At 73.2% G+C, this 16,132-nt stretch carries 12 protein-coding genes; 5 read left to right on the top strand and 7 right to left on the bottom strand.

Going from position 1 to position 16,132, the window contains the following annotated elements:
* Nucleotides 1-18 precede the first annotated feature (18 nt).
* The gene (cysC, locus tag GA0070607_RS16835) at nucleotides 19-1,548 is read right to left on the bottom strand and encodes an adenylyl-sulfate kinase (RefSeq protein WP_089021893.1); all 1,530 of its coding nucleotides are present in this window, start codon (nucleotides 1,546-1,548) and stop codon (nucleotides 19-21) included.
* 213 nt (nucleotides 1,549-1,761) lie between these two features.
* Between cysC and GA0070607_RS16840 the strand changes: the two genes are divergently transcribed.
* The 5 genes from GA0070607_RS16840 to GA0070607_RS16860 all read left to right on the top strand — a co-directional run bounded on the left by GA0070607_RS16840 (nucleotide 1,762) and on the right by GA0070607_RS16860 (nucleotide 5,935).
* A complete protein-coding gene (locus GA0070607_RS16840) occupies nucleotides 1,762-2,676 on the top strand; it encodes an ABC transporter ATP-binding protein (protein ID WP_089019057.1) in 915 nt (304 codons plus the stop codon).
* Nucleotides 2,669-3,574: an ABC transporter permease gene (locus GA0070607_RS16845; protein ID WP_089019058.1), complete on the top strand. Its 906-nt coding sequence runs from the start codon at nucleotides 2,669-2,671 to the stop codon at nucleotides 3,572-3,574. The genes GA0070607_RS16840 and GA0070607_RS16845 overlap by 8 nt, the downstream gene beginning before the upstream one ends.
* On the top strand, nucleotides 3,574-4,485 hold the full coding sequence (locus GA0070607_RS16850; RefSeq protein ID WP_030491871.1) for an ABC transporter ATP-binding protein: 912 nt from the start codon (nucleotides 3,574-3,576) through the stop codon (nucleotides 4,483-4,485). Before GA0070607_RS16845 ends, GA0070607_RS16850 begins: the two co-directional genes overlap by 1 nt.
* Before the next feature lies 1 nt (nucleotide 4,486).
* Nucleotides 4,487-5,197: an ABC transporter permease subunit gene (locus GA0070607_RS16855; RefSeq protein WP_089019059.1), complete on the top strand. Its 711-nt coding sequence runs from the start codon at nucleotides 4,487-4,489 to the stop codon at nucleotides 5,195-5,197.
* Between the two features lie 93 nt (nucleotides 5,198-5,290).
* Nucleotides 5,291-5,935 carry a hypothetical protein gene (locus GA0070607_RS16860; RefSeq protein WP_089021894.1) on the top strand — a complete coding sequence of 215 codons (645 nt, stop codon included), beginning with the start codon at nucleotides 5,291-5,293 and terminating at the stop codon, nucleotides 5,933-5,935.
* A 60-nt stretch (nucleotides 5,936-5,995) separates the two neighbouring features.
* Here GA0070607_RS16860 and valS read toward each other — a convergent pair whose 3' ends face one another.
* From valS to GA0070607_RS16890, 6 genes are all read right to left on the bottom strand, one after another.
* Nucleotides 5,996-8,560 carry a valine--tRNA ligase gene (valS, locus tag GA0070607_RS16865; RefSeq protein WP_089019060.1) on the bottom strand — a complete coding sequence of 855 codons (2,565 nt, stop codon included), beginning with the start codon at nucleotides 8,558-8,560 and terminating at the stop codon, nucleotides 5,996-5,998.
* Between the two features lie 88 nt (nucleotides 8,561-8,648).
* The gene (locus GA0070607_RS16870) at nucleotides 8,649-10,526 is read right to left on the bottom strand and encodes an ABC transporter ATP-binding protein (protein ID WP_089019061.1); all 1,878 of its coding nucleotides are present in this window, start codon (nucleotides 10,524-10,526) and stop codon (nucleotides 8,649-8,651) included.
* The gene (locus tag GA0070607_RS16875) at nucleotides 10,523-12,379 is read right to left on the bottom strand and encodes an ABC transporter ATP-binding protein (RefSeq protein ID WP_089019062.1); all 1,857 of its coding nucleotides are present in this window, start codon (nucleotides 12,377-12,379) and stop codon (nucleotides 10,523-10,525) included. Before GA0070607_RS16875 ends, GA0070607_RS16870 begins: the two co-directional genes overlap by 4 nt.
* 37 nt (nucleotides 12,380-12,416) lie before the next feature.
* Entirely contained in the window at nucleotides 12,417-12,926 is a 510-nt protein-coding gene (locus GA0070607_RS16880; RefSeq protein WP_089019063.1) for a methylated-DNA--[protein]-cysteine S-methyltransferase, read from the bottom strand.
* On the bottom strand, nucleotides 12,923-14,401 hold the full coding sequence (locus GA0070607_RS16885; RefSeq protein ID WP_089021895.1) for a DNA-3-methyladenine glycosylase 2 family protein: 1,479 nt from the start codon (nucleotides 14,399-14,401) through the stop codon (nucleotides 12,923-12,925). Before GA0070607_RS16885 ends, GA0070607_RS16880 begins: the two co-directional genes overlap by 4 nt.
* A 171-nt stretch (nucleotides 14,402-14,572) precedes the next feature.
* On the bottom strand, nucleotides 14,573-15,958 hold the full coding sequence (locus GA0070607_RS16890; RefSeq protein WP_089019064.1) for an FAD-binding oxidoreductase: 1,386 nt from the start codon (nucleotides 15,956-15,958) through the stop codon (nucleotides 14,573-14,575).
* Nucleotides 15,959-16,132 lie beyond the last annotated feature (174 nt).

A 16,132-nucleotide genomic window follows, 5' to 3' on the forward strand; every position in this document is an offset into this window, starting at 1 on the left:
GAAGGAACGGGGTACGCCTCAGGCGGACGCGGTTTTCATCTCCACCCAGCCGGTCTCGGTCAGGTGGTGCAGCACGGCCTGCACCGCCTCCGGCACGCTCAGGTCGGTGGTGTCCACCACCAGGTCGGCGTCCGTCGGCTCCTCGTACGGATCGTCGATGCCGGTCATGCCGGTGAGCAGGCCGGCCCGGGCGCGCGCGTACAGGCCCTTGCGGTCCCGCTGCTCGCACACCTCCAGCGGGGTGGCGACGTGCACCAGCACGAAACCGGCCCCCGCGGCCAGGGCCATCTCCCGGGCGGTGGCACGGGCCGCCGCGTACGGGGCGATCGGGCAGCAGATGCCCACCCCGTGGTGCCGGGCGATCTCCGCCGCCACCCAGCCGATCCGCCGGATGTTGAGATCCCGGTCCGTCTTGCTGAATCCAAGCCCGGCGGAGAGTTCCCGGCGCACCACGTCCCCGTCGAGCAGGGTCACCGTCCGGTCGCCGCTCTCGCGCAACACGTCCGCCAGGCCTCGGGCGATTGTCGACTTGCCGGAGCCGGAGAGCCCGGTCAGGAAGACGACCAGGCCACGGTGCCGGCGCGACGGCCGGGCCCGGGCCAGCTCCTTCGCCACGGCGGGCGGGGTGTGCCACTCCGGCAGCGGGAAGCCCCGGTCGAGCAGGTCGTCGATCTCCTCCTGCGTCAGCGCGAGACGGCGGTTGCGCGGCGGGATGTCCTCCCGCCAGCGCCACTGCCCGTCCCGGTTGTCGTACGCCAGCTCGCGTGGCACCAGCACCCGCAGCCCCGCGCCGGAGAGCATCTCCCCGGTGGAGAGCAGGTGGGTTACCCCGTAGGCGGCGGAGACCCGGGCGCGCAGCAGCGCGTCGGCGATCTCCTCCCGCCGGTGCGACAGTGGCACCGCGACCAGGGTGGCCGGTGGCATCCGGTCCCGGGCGGCGAAGATGCTGCGCACCAGAGCCTCCGGCGGGAGCCCGCCGGCGCCACCCTCACCGACCGGAATCATCACCAGCAGGTGCGCGGCCAGGGTGCGGGCGGCGTGGGCGATCTGGGCGAGCTGCGGCCGGTGCAGCGGCCGGTCGGCGATCACTCCGAGCACCCGGCCCGGCGGCAGCAGCGCGCGGACCTCCTCCGGGCTGCGGCGCAACCGCTGGAACGGCCCGTGGCCACCGTCACCCAGCCGCCGGACCTGGCCGCCCACCCCGGCCACGCCCTCGCGTACCGGCCAGACGTCCGCCACGTCCAGGGCTGCCACCGGCGCGCCCTCGCCGTCGGTCAGCACAAGCGCCCGGCGGGCCGGGTCGCGCGGATCGAAACCCTGGGCCAGCGCGGCGGGCAGCTGGAGGGTCACCGCGACCTGCCACGGCGTGCCGTCCGCCAGTCGGCCGCGGCGGCTGACCGAGACCAGATCGGCGCGGGTCATGAAGCCGGTCAGGGGGGCGTACGCGCCGGTCAGCAGCAGCTCAAGATCTGCGAGCTCACCGGGACGCGGCGTGTACGCCGGCGCGTCCCGGAGCACCTCGTCGGGCAGCACCCAGCCGTTGCTCATCCACACCCCCCACTCGCTGACCGGCACACAGTTTCGCAGCCGACCGCCGATCGGTCGAGGCCGCCACTCCACCACCCGGGCGGCCGGTCAGCGGCGGATCCGGCCCGCGCGCATCCGAGAACGCACCCTAGGGGTCGGCCGCCACGAGGATCAGGGGAGTGCAGGGGGCGCGCCGGTGTCCGCGGGGGGCATCGACTCCCTACGCTTGGCACCGTGACACTGATCGCGACCCAGTCGCTCACCAAGACGTACGGAGGTCGGGTCACCGCGCTGGCCGACCTCACCGTCGCCGTCGAGCCGGGGATCATCGGCCTGGTGGGCGCGAACGGCGCCGGGAAATCCACGTTGATCAAGATCCTGCTCGGCCTGATCGCACCAACCAGCGGGCAGGTCTCGGTGCTCGGCATCGACCCGACCGCCGACCCGGCGGCCGTCCGCGCCCGGGTCGGCTACATGCCCGAGCACGACTGCCTCCCGCCGGACCTGTCCGCCGCCGAGCTGGTCACCCACCTCGGCCGGATGAGCGGCCTGCCGCGCACCGCGGCCCGCGAGCGGGCCTCGGAGGCGCTGCGGCACGTGGGGCTCTATGAGGAGCGCTACCGCCCGGTCGGTGGCTACTCCACCGGTATGAAGCAGCGGGTCAAGCTGGCGCAGGCACTGGTGCACGATCCCGACCTGCTGTTGCTCGACGAACCGACAAACGGGCTCGACCCGGCCGGGCGGGACGCCATGCTGGCGCTGGTGCACCGCATCGGCACCGAGTTCGGCATCTCCGTGCTGGTCTGTTCGCACCTGCTGGGCGAGGTGGAACGGATCTGCGACACGCTGATCGCCATCGACGGCGGCCGGTTGCTGCGCGCCGACAACATCTCCGCGATGACCTCGGCCACCGACGTGCTCGCCGTGGAGGTCAGCGAGGGCACCGAGGAACTCGCCGCCCGGCTCGCCGCGCTCGACCTGCCGGTGGCGCGGGACGGCCGGCTGCTGCTCGTACCGCTCGCCGACGACAGCACCTACGACCTGATCCTCGGCGCGGTCGCCGAGCTGGACCTGCCCCTGCACCGACTGGACCAGCGCCGGCACCGGGTGGCCGAACTCTTCGCCACGAGGGAGCTCTCCCATGCCTGAGCTGTCAACCGCCGCCGGGCGCTCCACGCCGACGGGCGTCATCCACGACATCGGCTACCAGCGCTACGAGGGCCCACGGCTGGGCCGCCGACAGGTCTTCGGCGCGCTCTACCTGCACGGTCTGCGCACCGCGTTCGGGTTCGGGCGCAGCGCCAAGGCCAAGATCTTCCCGTGGCTGGTGGTCGGCATCGTCTCCCTGGTCGCGGTGGCCCTGGCCGCGGTACGCAGCCAGATCGGCGAGCCGGTCGCCACGTACGCCCAGTTCGCCGACGCGATGAGCTGGCTGGTCATCTTCTTCGTCGCGGTCGTCGCTCCGGAGCTGGTCTCTCGGGACCTGCGCAGCGGTGTGCTGCCGCTGTACTTCTCCCGGCCGCTGCCGCGCGCCGACTACGCGCTGGCCAAGCTGCTGGCGCTGGTCACCGCCCTCTGGCTGCTGCTCGGCGGACCGCAGTTGCTGATGTTCCTGGGTGCCGCCTTCACCACCAAGCAGGGTATGCGCGGGGTGTGGAACGAGCTGCTCGACCTGCTGCCCGGGCTGCTCTACGCCGGGCTGTGGGCGGTGGTCTTCGCCTCGGTCGGGCTGCTGGTCGCCTCGCTGACCGGCAAGCGCGCCTTCGCCGCCGGTGGGGTGGTGGCGGTCTTCCTGATGACCACCCCGATCGTCGGGGTGCTGAGCATCCTGCCGTCGCGCGCCGCCAACGAGCTGGCCGGGCTCGCCTCGCCCTCCACGCTGGTGCAGGGGGTGGGCATCTGGTCGCTGGGTGACCTGCTGGTCGAGGGCGATCCGGGCGAGATGATGATCGGCGGGTTCGGCCCGGTCTACGCCCTGGCCGCCCTGCTGCTGGTCGCCGGCGCGACCGCCCTCCTGCTGGCTCGCTACCGGAAGGTCGCCTCCTGATGAGCACGCTGAGCCTGACCGGGGTGTCCCGGTGGTACGGCAACGTGGTCGCCGTCAACGACATCAGCATGGCGCTCGGGCCGGGAGTGACCGGCCTGCTCGGCCCGAACGGCGCCGGCAAGACCACGCTGCTGCACATGATGGCCGGGTTCCTCGCGCCGTCGCGGGGCACCGTGACCCTGGACGACGAGCCGACCTGGCGTAACCCCGACGTCTACCGGCGGCTGGGGCTGGTCAGTGAACGGGAGGCGGTGCAGGGTTTCCTCACCGCGTACGAGTTCGTGCTGGCCAGCGCGAAGCTGCACCGGCTGGCCGACCCGGCGGCTGCGGCCCGGCGGGCCATCGACCTGGTGGAGCTGGAGTCGGCGCAGGACCGCCGGATCGGCACGTACTCTAAGGGCATGCGGCAGCGTGCCCGGGTGGCCGCCGCGTTGGTGCACGACCCGCAGGTGCTGCTGCTCGACGAGCCGTTCAACGGGATGGACCCGCGCCAGCGGCTGCACATGATGCAGCTGCTGCACAGCCTGGGTGACGCCGGTCGGACGATCCTGTTCAGCTCGCACATCCTGGAGGAGGTCGAGCAGGTCTCCGGGACGGTGCAGGTGATGGTGGCCGGGCGGTTGGCGGCGTCCGGCGACTTCCGGACCATCCGCCGGTTGATGACCAATCGCCCGCACGTGTTCGCGGTGCGCTCCACCGACGACCGGGCCCTGGCCGTCGCGCTGATCGCCGAGCCGTCGGTCAGTGGGGTCGAGTTGGACCCGACCGGCCTGACCGTGCGGGCCGGTGACTACGGCGCCTTCACCCGGGCGCTACCCCGGATCGCGCTCAAGCAAGGCATCCGGGTGCGCCAGCTGGTGCCGTCCGACGAGTCTCTGGAGAGCGTCTTCTCCTACCTGGTGGAGGCCTGACATGTCGACAATTAGCTGGATCACCGCACGCGGGCTGTTCGGCCGGCGTCGATTCCTGCTGCTGCTTCCGTTGCCGTTGGTGCTGCTCGGGCTGGCCGTGCTCTGCCGGTCGTTGGGGGTGGACCCGGGCGAGTGGGGGCCGCCGGTGCTGGTCGGCCTCGGGCTGGCCGTGGTGCTGCCGGTGGTGGCGCTGATCATCGGCACGGGCGTGTTGGGCGCCGAGATCGACGACGGCACTGTGGTGCACATCCTGACCAAGCCGCTGCCGCGCTGGCAGATCGTGCTGCCGAAGCTCGCGGTGGCCGCCGCGGTCACCGCGGTCACCGTGGCGGTGCCGCTCTACGTCGCGGGCGTGCTCGCCGATTCGGTACGCCTCGGCCTGGCGCTGGCGGTCGCGGCGGCGCTCGGCGCGCTGGCGTACTCGGCGTTGTTCCTCGCGCTCAGCCTGGTCACCAGGCGGCCGGTGCTGCTCGGGCTGGTCTACGTGCTGATCTGGGAGGGGCTGCTGGGCAACTTCGTCAGCGGCACCAAGGTGCTCTCCATCCAGCAGTACGTGATCGCCCTCGCCGACCGGCTCGCCCCCACCGGGCTGCTGGAGACCACGGTGTCGGTGCCGGTGGCGTCGGTGATGACCGCGCTGGTCAGCGTCGGCTTCACAGTGCTGGCCATCGACCGCCTGCGCTCGTTCAGCGTGGCCGGCGAGACGAGCTGAACCGGTTGCGAGTTGCTGTTCCGGCCAGCCACCGCCCGGCGGTAGGGCTGGCCGGATGGACCGGCAGGGGCGTCGCCGGCCAGGCTGGTGGGCGTGAGCGTCGAACTGGAGCGGATGTCGTTGGCTGAGCCGTACTCCCGGAGCAGCCGGCCCTGGCTGACCAGCCTGGCGGTCGCCGGGCTGGCCTGCGCCACTGTCGCGACGGCGGCTCAGGGCAGCGGACGGTTCCACTGGTGGGCCGGGTTCATCCTGATCCCGGGCGCGTTGATCGCGGCCAGCGGCGGGCCGCTGCTGGCCCGGCGCGGGGGACGCGCCTTCGCCGGTTACGTCATCGCCTGCGTCGGCACGCTGGTGTTCGCGGTGGGCGCCCTGCTGATGTTCGGTGTGATGGGCCGGGGCTGGCCGGTGCTGGTGGTGTTGCCCTGCCTGGCGGTCGCCGGCACCTACCTGTGGCGGGCGGCCCACCCGCTGGCCCGTGGCCTGCACCGGGCGGTGGCCCTGCTCGCGCTCACCGGCGCGTTGCTCGGTCTGACCCTGCAACTGATCCGGGTGGATCTGATCCACCTGGAGACTGGCTGGTGGGGCGCTTTCCTGATGCTGGCCGGGGCGATCGTGCTGGGCAACGCCGTCGAGCTGACCCGGCACCGGATGCCGTACCGGCTTCAGGCGATCACCCTGCTGGTCGGCCCGGCGGTGGTCTCGATCCTGCTCGGCCTGCGCTTCCTGCGCGGCTGGTGAGCTGTTAGGAAGGGTCCCTTCTTATGCACCAGGCGTTAAGAAGGGGCCCTTCCTTGCGGGTCAGAAGGCGCAGGCGATGACGAGTTCCGGGGTGCGGTCGGGGAGCAGATCGAGCTTGCCGATCCGGCCGGCCGCGCGCAGGTCGTCGGCGACCAGGGTGAGCTGGTCCAGCAGCGCCGCCGGGCCGAGCGCCTCGGCCAGCGGCACCTCCGCCTTCATCGACAGCTTCCGCTCCGACTTGGCCCGCCGCACCTGGCTCAGCGCGTCGCCGGCCAGCCGCAGCAGCGCCGGTTCGCCCGTTCCCTCGATCGCCCGGGCCACCTCGTGGGTGGTGGGCCAGGGCGCCCGGTGCACCGAGCCGTACCGCCACCAGGACCAGACCTCCTCTGTGACGTACGGCAGGACCGGGGCGAACAGTCGCAACTGCACCGACAGCGCCGAGGCCAGCGCGGCCCGGGCGGAGTCGGCCGCCGCTCCGGTGCCGTACGCGCGCTCCTTGACCAGCTCGATGTAGTCGTCGCAGAACCGCCAGAAGAACGCCTCGGTCACCTGCAACGCCGCCGTGTGGTCGTAGGAGTCGAAGGCGGCGCCCGCGGCGGTGACCACGGTGGCCAACTCGGCGAGCATTGCCCGGTCCAGCGGCGCGGTCGCCGGGGCGCGCAGCGCGTCCGCGGCTCCCAACCCGAGCGCGAACTTCGACGCGTTGAGCAGTTTGGTGGCCAGCCGCCGGCCCACCTTGATCTGCGCCGGGTCGAACGCCAGGTCCATGCCGGGCTTGCCGCTGGCCGCCCAGTAGCGCACCGCGTCCGAGCCGTGCTGCTCCAGCAACGCCAGCGGGGTGACCACGTTCCCCTTGGACTTGGCCATCTTCTTGTGGTCCGGGTCGAGGATCCAGCCGGAGAGCACGGTGTCCCGCCAGGGCAGCACCCCGTGCTCCAGGTGCGACCGGACCACGCTGTCGAAGAGCCAGGTCCGGATGATCTCCTGCCCCTGCGGGCGGAGGTCCATGGGGAAGACCTGGGCGAACAGCTCCGGGTCGGTCTCCCAGCCACCGACGATCTGCGGGGTCAGCGACGAGGTGGCCCAGGTGTCCAGCACGTCCGGATCACCGACGAAGCCGCCCGGCCGGCCACGCTGCGATTCGTCGTAGCCGGATGGCGGGTCGGTGGATGGATCGACCGGCAGCGCGGACTCGTCCGGCGTGAGAGGCTGGGACCAGTCCGGCTCGCCAGCGTTGTCGAGCCGGTACCACACCGGCACCGGCACCCCGAAGAAGCGCTGCCGGCTGACCAGCCAGTCGCCGGTCAGGCCGCCCACCCAGTTGTCGTAGCGGTGCTTCATGTGCGCCGGCACCCAGTGCAGTTCCTCACCCCGGGCCAGCAGCGTCGCCCGCAGGTCGGCATCCCGACCGCCGTTGCGCAGGTACCACTGCCGGGTCGAGACGATCTCCAATGGCCGGTCGCCGCGTTCGTAGAACTTCACCGGGTGGGTGATCGGGCGTGGCTCGCCGATCAGGTCACCCGCGTCGGCGAGCATGCCGACGATCTCCCGCCGAGCACCGTTGACGGTCTGCCCGGCCAGTGCCGCGTACGGCTGCGCCGGCACCCCGGCCGGCGGCTCGGGGAGCAGCCGGCCGTCCCGGCCGATCACCACCCGGGTGTCCAGCCGCAGCTCGCGCCACCAGGTCACGTCGGTCAGGTCGCCGAACGTGCAGACCATCGCGACGCCGGTGCCCTTGGCCGGGTCGGCCAGCGGATGGGCGTACACCGGCACCTCGACGCCGAACAGCGGGCTGCGCGCCGTGCCGCCCACCAGGTCGGCGTACCGCTCGTCGTCCGGATGGCAGACCAGCGCCACGCACGCCGGCAGCAGCTCGGGCCGGGTGGTGTCGATCAGCACCTCCCGCCCGCCCGGTCCGGTGAACCGCAGCCGGTGGTAGGCGCCGGGCCGCTCCCGGTCCTCCAGTTCGGCCTGGGCGACCGCGGTGGCGAAGCCCACGTCCCACAGCGTCGGCGCCTCCGCCTGGTACGCCTCACCCCGGTGCACGTTGCGCAGGAACGCCCGCTGGCTGGTCGCCCGGGCCACCCGGCCGATCGTGGTGTACGTCAGGGACCAGTCCACGGAGAGCCCGAGCCGCCGCCAGAGCGCCTCGAAGGCCTGCTCGTCGACGACCGTCAACCGCTCGCACAGCTCGATGAAGTTGCGCCGGGAGATCGGGGTGGGGTCGCGGCGGGCGGCGTCGTCGACCGGGGTCGCCGGTGGCCGCCACACCGGGTCGTACGGCAGCGCCGGGTCGCACCGGACGCCGTACACGTTCTGCACCCGACGCTCGGTGGGCAGGCCGTTGTCGTCCCAGCCCATCGGGTAGAAGACCGCCTTACCGCGCATCCGCTGGTAGCGGGCAGTCGTGTCGGCGTGGGTGTACGAGAAGACGTGTCCCATGTGCAGTTCGCCCGATACGGTCGGCGGCGGGGTGTCGATCGAGTACACGTCGGCACGTCCCTTCGCGCGGTCGAACGCGTACGTGCCCTCCTCCTGCCAGCGGCGTGCCCAGCTCTCCTCGAGCCCGTCCAAACTCGGACGCTCGGGGACGCCGGCGCGGGCCGTCCTCGCCGTTTCGGTCATCCTGCGATCGTAGGCACCACCTCGGGGCCGGGCCACGTAGTTGCCGCCCAACACCCCGCCCGGCCGGGAAGAACGACGCGGCTCGTGGCTAGACCAGCGATTCGCGCCACTGCCGGTGCAGTGCCGCGTACCGGCCGTCGGCCTCGGCCAGCACGGCGGGCGGGCCGTCCTCGACGACCCTCCCCCCGTCGAGGACGAGTACCCGGTCAGCGGTCTCCACCGTGGAAAGTCGATGCGCGATAACCAGTGCTGTCCGGTCCCGCAGGATGGTGCCGAGCGCCCGCTGCACCAGCCGCTCGGTCGGCACGTCCAGCGAGGACGTCGCCTCGTCCAGGATCAGGACGGTCGGATCGGCCAGGAAGGCGCGGGCGAACGCGACCAGCTGCCGCTGCCCGGCGGAGAGCCGGCCGCCGCGCCGGTGCACCTGGGTGTCGTACCCCTCGGGCAGCGCGGCGATGAACTCGTGCGCGCCGATCGCCTGGGCGGCGGCCTGCACCGCGGCGTCGTCGGCGTCCGGCCGGCCGAACCGGATGTTCTCCGCCACGGTGCCGCTGAACAGGTGGTTCTCCTGGGTCACCAGCACCACCGCGCGGCGGAGGTCGGCGTCGCTCACGTCGCGCAGGTCGGTCCCGTCCAGCCGGACCGTGCCGGCGTCCGGGTCGTGGAACCGGGCCACCAGCTTGGCGATTGTCGACTTGCCCGCGCCGGTCGGCCCGATCAGCGCGACGGTCTGCCCGGCCGGCACGGTCAGCTCCAGCCCGGCGAGGATCGGGGTGTCCGCGCGGTAGCCGAAGGAGACCGCGCGAAAGGTCAGCTCGCCGCGGCCGGCGCCGTTCGGCAGCGGCACCGGCCGGGCCGGCTCGGCGACCGCTGGCCGCTCGTCCAGCACCCCGGCCAGCTTCTCCAGGGCGGCGGTGGCCGACTGGAGCGAGTTGTAGAACTGGCTGAGCTCCTGCATCGGCTCGAAGAAGCGACGCAGGTAGAGCAGGAACGCGGCGAGCACCCCGACCTCGGTCCGCCCGCCGAGCACCCGCCAGCCGCCGTAGCAGAGCACCACCGCCACTGTGACGTTGCCGATCAGCTTGATCGCCGGGGAGTACGTGGCGATCAGCCGGAACGCGTGCAGGCTGCTCGACCGGTAGTCGTCACCGAGCGACACGAAGATCCGCTGGTTACGTGGCTCCCGGCGGAACGCCTGCACCGCCCGGATGCCCCGCATCGACTCGACGAAGTGCACGATGACCAGCGCGACCGCCTCCCGGGTCCGCCGGTAGGCGCTGGCCGACGCCCGCGCGAACCAGCGCGAGAGCCAGAACAGGAACGGGAAGGCGAGCAGCGTCACCGCTGCCAGCGGCAGGTCCAGCCAGAGCAGGATGGCGGCCACCGACAGGATCGACAGCCCGGCGAGCACCAGGCTGTCGATCCCGCCGTCGACCAGCTCGGCGATCGAGTCGAGGTCACTGGTGAGCCGGGAGACCATCCGGCCGGAGGTGTACCGCTCGTGGAAGCCCACCGACAGTCGCAGGAAGTGCCCGAACACCCGCTGCCGCAGGTCCAGCAGGACGGCCTGGCCGATCCGGGCGGACAGGGCGAGGAAGCCGCGCCGGGCCGCGTACTCGGTCACCGCGGCGGCGGCGAACGCCCCGGCGACGGCGGCGAGCGGGCCGGGGTTGCCGGCCCGCAGCGGCGCGATGGCCCGATCGATGCCGATCATGACCAGGTACGGGCCGGCCATCGCGGCGGCGTTCTGGGCCAGCAGCAGGCTGACCGCGGCGGCGAGTCGCCCCCGGTGCGGGCGGAGCAGATCGGCCAGCAGTGCCCGGCTGTGCCGGCGCAGCCGGGTCACCGCCTCGGGGGTGCTCTCCTCGGCCCGGCTGCGGTCGGCCTCCGGGTCGGTGGCCGTCCCACGCCACCGGGTCAGCTCCGGCTCCTCCCCGGGTGGATCGGCCTGCTCCGGCACGCTCACGAACGCACCAGCCCCCGTCCGCCCGCGGTGGGCGCGGCGGGCCCGGTGACCCCGGCTGGCGGTGGCTGCCCGGCCGGCGGCTCGGCAGCCAGCAGGGCCCGGTAGGCCGGTACGGTGGCCAGCAACTCGGAGTGCCTGCCGATCGCGGTGATCCGCCCGCCGTCGAGCAGGGCGACCCGGTCGGCCAGCGCGATCGTCGACGGTCGGTGCACCACCAGCAGCGCTGTGCTGTTCCGCAGCACCCGCCGCAGCGCCGCCTCGACCAGCGCCTCGGTGTGCACGTCGAGCGCGGACAGCGGGTCGTCCAGCACCAGCAGCGCCGGGCGACCGAGCACCGCCCGTGCCAGCGCCAGCCGCTGCCGCTGGCCACCGGAGAGGGACAGCCCCTGCTCACCCACCCGGGTGGCCAGCCCCCACGGCAGGTCGTACGCGAAGTCGGCCTGGGCCAGCGCCAGCGCGGCCCGGACCTCGTCGTCGCCGGCGTCCGGGTGCCCCAGGGTGAGGTTCTCCCACACCGACATGGAGAAGAGCGTCGGCTCCTCGAACGCCACCCCGACAAGTCGGCGCAGCGAGTCGAGCCGCAGCTCGCGCAGGTCGTGTCCGTCCAGGGTGATCCGGCCGCCGGTCACCTCGTGCAGCCGGGGCACCAGGGAGAGCAGCGTGCTCTTGCCGCTGCCGGTGGCGCCCACCAGCGCCAACGTCTCGCCCGGCTCGATGCTGAGGTCGATCTCGCGCAGCACCGGCGTTGTCGTGCCCGGGTAGCGGAACGCGACCCGTTCGAAGCGGAGTCGGCCGTGGACCGCATCGCGGGGCAGGGCGAGAGCGCCCGGAGCGTCCACGATCTGCGGCGGGGTGTCCAGCACCTCCTGGATCCGGTCGGCGGCGGTGGCCGCCTCCTGGCCGTTGGCGATGATCCAACCCAGTGACTGCACCGGCCAGATCAGCATCAGCTGGAGGCTGACGAACGCGACCAGCTCGCCGATGGTGAGCGCACCCCGCGCGGCGGCGGCAGCCCCGGCCACCAGCACCACGCCGAGGGTCAGGTTGGGCACCAGGTCGAGCAGCGCCGCGGTGTTGGCCAGCAACCGGCCCTTGGCCACGCCGGTGTCGTGCAGCGTCCGGGCGCCGCCGGCGAAGCGGCCGGCCAGCTCGACCCCCCGGCCGTACGCCTTCATGGTGCGCAGGCCCTGCGCCGTCTCCTCGACCAGGGTCGCCACGTCTCCCTGCTGGTCCTGCATCCGGCGCGACGCGGCGTGGTAGTGCCGGCCGAACCGGCGGCTGATCAGCAGCAGTGGCACCGCGCTGGCCGCCACCAGCAGTCCGAGCGCCGGGTGCAGGTGGATCAGCAGCAGCACCACCACCAGGTAGGTGGTCAGGTTGAGCACCAGGAAGAACACGCCGAAGGAGAGGAACCGCCGGATCACCGAGAGGTCGCTGGTGATCCGGGAGAGCAACTGGCCGGACTGCCAGCGGTCGTGGAAGCTGGTCGGCAACTGTTGCAGGTGCGCGTAGACGTCGGCGCGCAGCGCCGCCTCCATGCCCACCGCGGAGGAGGACTGCACCCAGCGGCGGATGAAGATGAGCACCGCCTCGACGACGCCGAGCAGCAGCGCCAGGCCACCGAGCTGGAGCAGGCCGGCGGGATCGTGCCGGGCCACCGGCCCGTCCACCACCCGCTGCACCACCAGCGGTACGGCGATTCCGGCAGCGGTGCCGGCGAGCCCGGCGACCAGCAGCCAGGCGAACTCGGTGGCGTACGGGCGCAGGTAGCGGCGCAGCCGCCAGAGGTTGTGCACGGGGTGGGGGCCCGCGGCGACCCGGGCGGCCGGGTCGCCGTCGCTCTCCACAGGCACTACCCGACGGTAGCGTCAATGGCTGTCGATGCTTGTGTCAGGTTGTTGTCAACCGCCGCTCATGACCGAGAAGCCACTTCTTCACGTCCAGCCCCCAGCGGTAGCCACCGAGCGTGCCGTCGGTACGCAGCACCCGGTGGCAGGGCACGAACAGTGCCACGGCGTTACGGGCGCAGGCGGCCGCGGCGGCCCGCACCGCCGGTGGCCGGCCGGCCAGCGCCGCGTACCCGGTGTAGGTGACCGGGGTGCCCGGCGGGACCTCGCGCAGCACCTCCCAGGCGTGCGCCATGAACTCGCCGCCGGTGCTCTGCCGCACCGGCACCGCGTCGATGGCGGTGAGGTCACCGTCCAGGTAGGACCGGACGGCCACGCTGACCGGGCCGAGGTCGGCCCGCGGCCGCAGGGGCGCCCGCAGGGTGGGGTGGACCAGGGGCAGCAGCGCCGCCGGGTCGGGGGTGAAGCCGGCTGCCCGGACCTCACCGTCCGGACCGGCGATGATGCTCAGTGGGCCGGTCGGTGTGCTCAGCACGGTGCTGTCGATGCTCATGCCGCTCTCCAGAGTCTGATCGTGGCGTAGGACCGCCAGGGGCGCCAACGTTCGGCGTACGCGTCGAGGGTCTTCGAGGTGTCCGGCAGGCCGAGCGCGGCCGCGCCGCGCCGGACCGCCAGGTCGGTGGGGAGTAGGACGTCCGGGTCGCCGAAGGCGCGCATCGCCAGGTAGCCGGCGGTCCACGGGCCGATGCCGGGCAGCGCCAGCAGGCGCCGGGCGGTCTCCTCCCGGTCGCCGCCCGAGGCCAGGTCCAGCTCCCCGCCGGCTACCGCCCGCGCCAGAGCGCGCACCGTCTCCCGCCGCCCAACCGGCATCCCGAACCCCTCATCCGGCACCTCCAGCAGCTCCTCGGCGGTGGGAAAGCCCCGCAACCCACCCCGCTGATCATGAAGTTGTTGCCGCGACACGCCGGCATCGTCGACAACAACCTCATGATCAACTCGGGCGGCCAGCAGGCGGGTGAGGGTGGTGCGGGCGGAGGTGACCGAGACCTGCTGGCCGATGATGGCGCGGACCGCCAGCTCGAAGCCGTCCACCGCACGGGGGACCCGGATGCCGGGTTCGGCGGCGACCGCCGGGGCGAGCGCCGGGTCGGCGGCGAGCGTGGCGTCGATGGCGACCGGGTCCGCGTCCAGGTCGAGCAGCCGGCGGCAGCGGGCCACCGCCGGCGCCAGGTCGCGCAGGTCGGCCAGGCGCAACGTCGCCGCCACGTGCCCGTCCGCCGGGGTCAGCGCCACCTCGCCGGCACCGTGCGGCAGCCGCAACCCCCGGTGGTACGTCCCGTCGCGGACCTCCTCCACCCCGGGCAGCGCCCGCACCGAGAGGAAGTCCAGCAGCGCCCGGGCGTGCAGCGGCGGACGGTACGCCAGCCGGAGCGTGATCGTCCCCGCCCCGACCGGAGCCTGGCGCCGGCCACGGGCGGACCGCAGCTCGGACGGTGCGACGCCGTACACCTCGCGGACCGTGTCGTTGAACTGCCGCACACTGCCGAATCCCGCGGCGAACGCGATCTCGGCCATGCCGAGGCCGGTCGTCTCGATCAGGATCCGGGCGGTCTGCGCCCGCTGGGCCCGGGCCAGCGCGAGCGGCCCGGCGCCCATCTCGGCGCGCAGCATCCGGTGCAGGTGCCGCTCGGTGTAGCCGAGCCGGGCGGCCAGCCCGGGGACGCCGTCCCGGTCGACCACCCCGTCGGCGATCAACCGCATCGCCCGGCCGACCACGTCCGCGCGGACGTCCCAGTGGGGCGAGCCGGGTGCGGCGTCCGGACGGCAGCGGCGGCAGGCACGTAGCCCGGCACCCTGCGCCGCGGCGGCGGACGGGAAGAACCGGACGTTCTGTCGCTTGGGGGTGGTCGCGGGGCAGGACGGCCGGCAGTAGATCCCGGTCGACGTCACGCCGGTGTAGAACCAGCCGTCGAACCGCTGGTCACGGCTGTCCACGGCCCGGTAGCACCGCTCGAAGTCCATCTCCACGTCACCGATGATGCCCCGCTCCACGAGCGATCGGCTGGCGGAAATCGGACGCGGCCGTGCGGGAGCAAACGGGTGCGGGCGTAAGGAAGGGCACCTTATTAACGCCTGCTGCATAGCAAGGGCCCCTTGTTAACGGCCGGCCGGCGGCGGGGGCGCCGTGGCGCTGGCGGCTCAGCGGCGGCGCCGATGAGGCTGGCCGGAGCGGGTCGGCTGGCCGGATCGGGCGGGCTGGCCGGTGAGCAGAGCCGGCCGGAACACGCCGTCCGGGTCGTACCGCCGCCACAGCCGACGCACCCGGGCACCGGCCTCACCCGGGTAGATCCGGGCGAACGCCGCCGGGTCCGGCCGGCTCTCGAAGTTGACGTAGGCGCCGTCGGCCCGGCCGGCGGCGCCCCGCCAGGCGGCGTCCAACGCCGCACCGCCCTGCGGAGGGAACGTCGAGGCGATGACCAGGGTGTGCTGGTGCCGATGTGGGTAGGCGGTCGCTTCCGGGGCGATGTCGTTGACCGCTCCACCCATGGAGCGGAGCTGGATCACCGCCCGTCCGGTGACCGCCCGCATCACCGCCCGCGCACCGGCCTCGCCCAACTCGGTGAACAAACCGTTGGTGGTCGTGCCCCGCTGCTGCCCGACGTTCGGGTGCAGGTGCGCGGTCGGCACCAGGGTCGGATAGGGCAGCAGGTCGGCACGGTGTTCGAGCACCTTCCCGATGGCCAGTAGCGGCTCCACCAGGGGCCGGGCCCGGCGCAGGCTCTCGGCGGCCACCACGGCGGTGACGGACATGAGGGCCGACCGTCCCTCCGCGAACAGCACGGCGGCCGCGGACAGCTCGCGGGGCGCCTGCGACAGGTAGTTCGCCCACTCCCGAACGGTGCGGCCGTCCGGGTGCGCCTCGATGACGAGCTGCGCCACGCCGACGTTGCGCTGCTCGGTGGCCTCGATCTCGAACGCCACCACGATTCCCGCCCCCGGGCCGGCGCCCCGCACCAGCCAGAACAGTTCCGGCTCGTGCTCCGCGTCCGCGCGCAACAGCGTCCCGTCCGCGAGCGCCACCTCCACGGCACGGACGCGGTCGATGGTGAGGCCGTAGGAGCGGACCAGCCAGCCGACGCCACCGCCGGTGGTCAGGCCGCCGACGCCGACGTTGCCGTGGTCACCCGAGCTGATCACCAGACCGTACGGGGCCAGCGCCTTCGCGACGTTCGCCCAGCGCGCGCCGGCCTCGACCCGGACCACCCCGGACCGCTCATCGAGAACCTGCACCCGGTTGAGCATGGACAGGTCGATGACCAGACCACCGTTGTTGGAGGAGGCGCCGGAGAGGCCGTGTCCGCCGCTGCGGACGGCGATCGGCAGCCGTTGCTCCCGCGCGTACCGGATCGCGGCGACCACCTGCGCGGCGTTCTTCGGCAGCAGGACGCCGGCCGGCGACGCCGTCGTGGTGTACGTCGAGCGCAGCTGCGCGTACCTGCGGTCGCCGGGTGTGACGATCTGTCCGGTGAGCGAGTCGGGCACCCGGGCCAGGGCGGCGGCGCGCCGGTGTCCGTGGTCGGTCATCGCTCAAGAGTGGGCGGTCGCACCGGCCCCGACAAACTCGCGTTGGCCACTGATCCTGTTCGTCGGGTTGCGGGAGCGCGCCGGTTCGGAAAATGCCGCGCGAGGGTGACCGGGATCTCGGACCGAGCGTTCGCCCGGGCCGGTCAGATCGGGCGGCAACCGCCCGATCTGACC

The sequence above is a fragment of the Micromonospora coriariae genome (assembly GCF_900091455.1).
Taxonomy (GTDB): Bacteria; Actinomycetota; Actinomycetes; order Mycobacteriales; family Micromonosporaceae; genus Micromonospora; species Micromonospora coriariae.

Excerpts from the sequence above, each read along its gene's own strand:
- cysC (WP_089021893.1), bottom strand. The coding sequence starts at position 1,548 with ATGAGCAACGGCTGGGTGCTGCCCGACGAGGTGCTCCGGGACGCGCCG.
- GA0070607_RS16845 (WP_089019058.1), top strand. The coding sequence starts at position 2,669 with ATGCCTGAGCTGTCAACCGCCGCCGGGCGCTCCACGCCGACGGGCGTC.
- GA0070607_RS16850 (WP_030491871.1), top strand. The coding sequence starts at position 3,574 with ATGAGCACGCTGAGCCTGACCGGGGTGTCCCGGTGGTACGGCAACGTG.
- GA0070607_RS16855 (WP_089019059.1), top strand. The coding sequence starts at position 4,487 with ATGTCGACAATTAGCTGGATCACCGCACGCGGGCTGTTCGGCCGGCGT.
- valS (WP_089019060.1), bottom strand. The coding sequence starts at position 8,560 with ATGACCGAAACGGCGAGGACGGCCCGCGCCGGCGTCCCCGAGCGTCCG.
- GA0070607_RS16880 (WP_089019063.1), bottom strand. The coding sequence starts at position 12,926 with ATGAGCATCGACAGCACCGTGCTGAGCACACCGACCGGCCCACTGAGC.
- GA0070607_RS16890 (WP_089019064.1), bottom strand. The coding sequence starts at position 15,958 with ATGACCGACCACGGACACCGGCGCGCCGCCGCCCTGGCCCGGGTGCCC.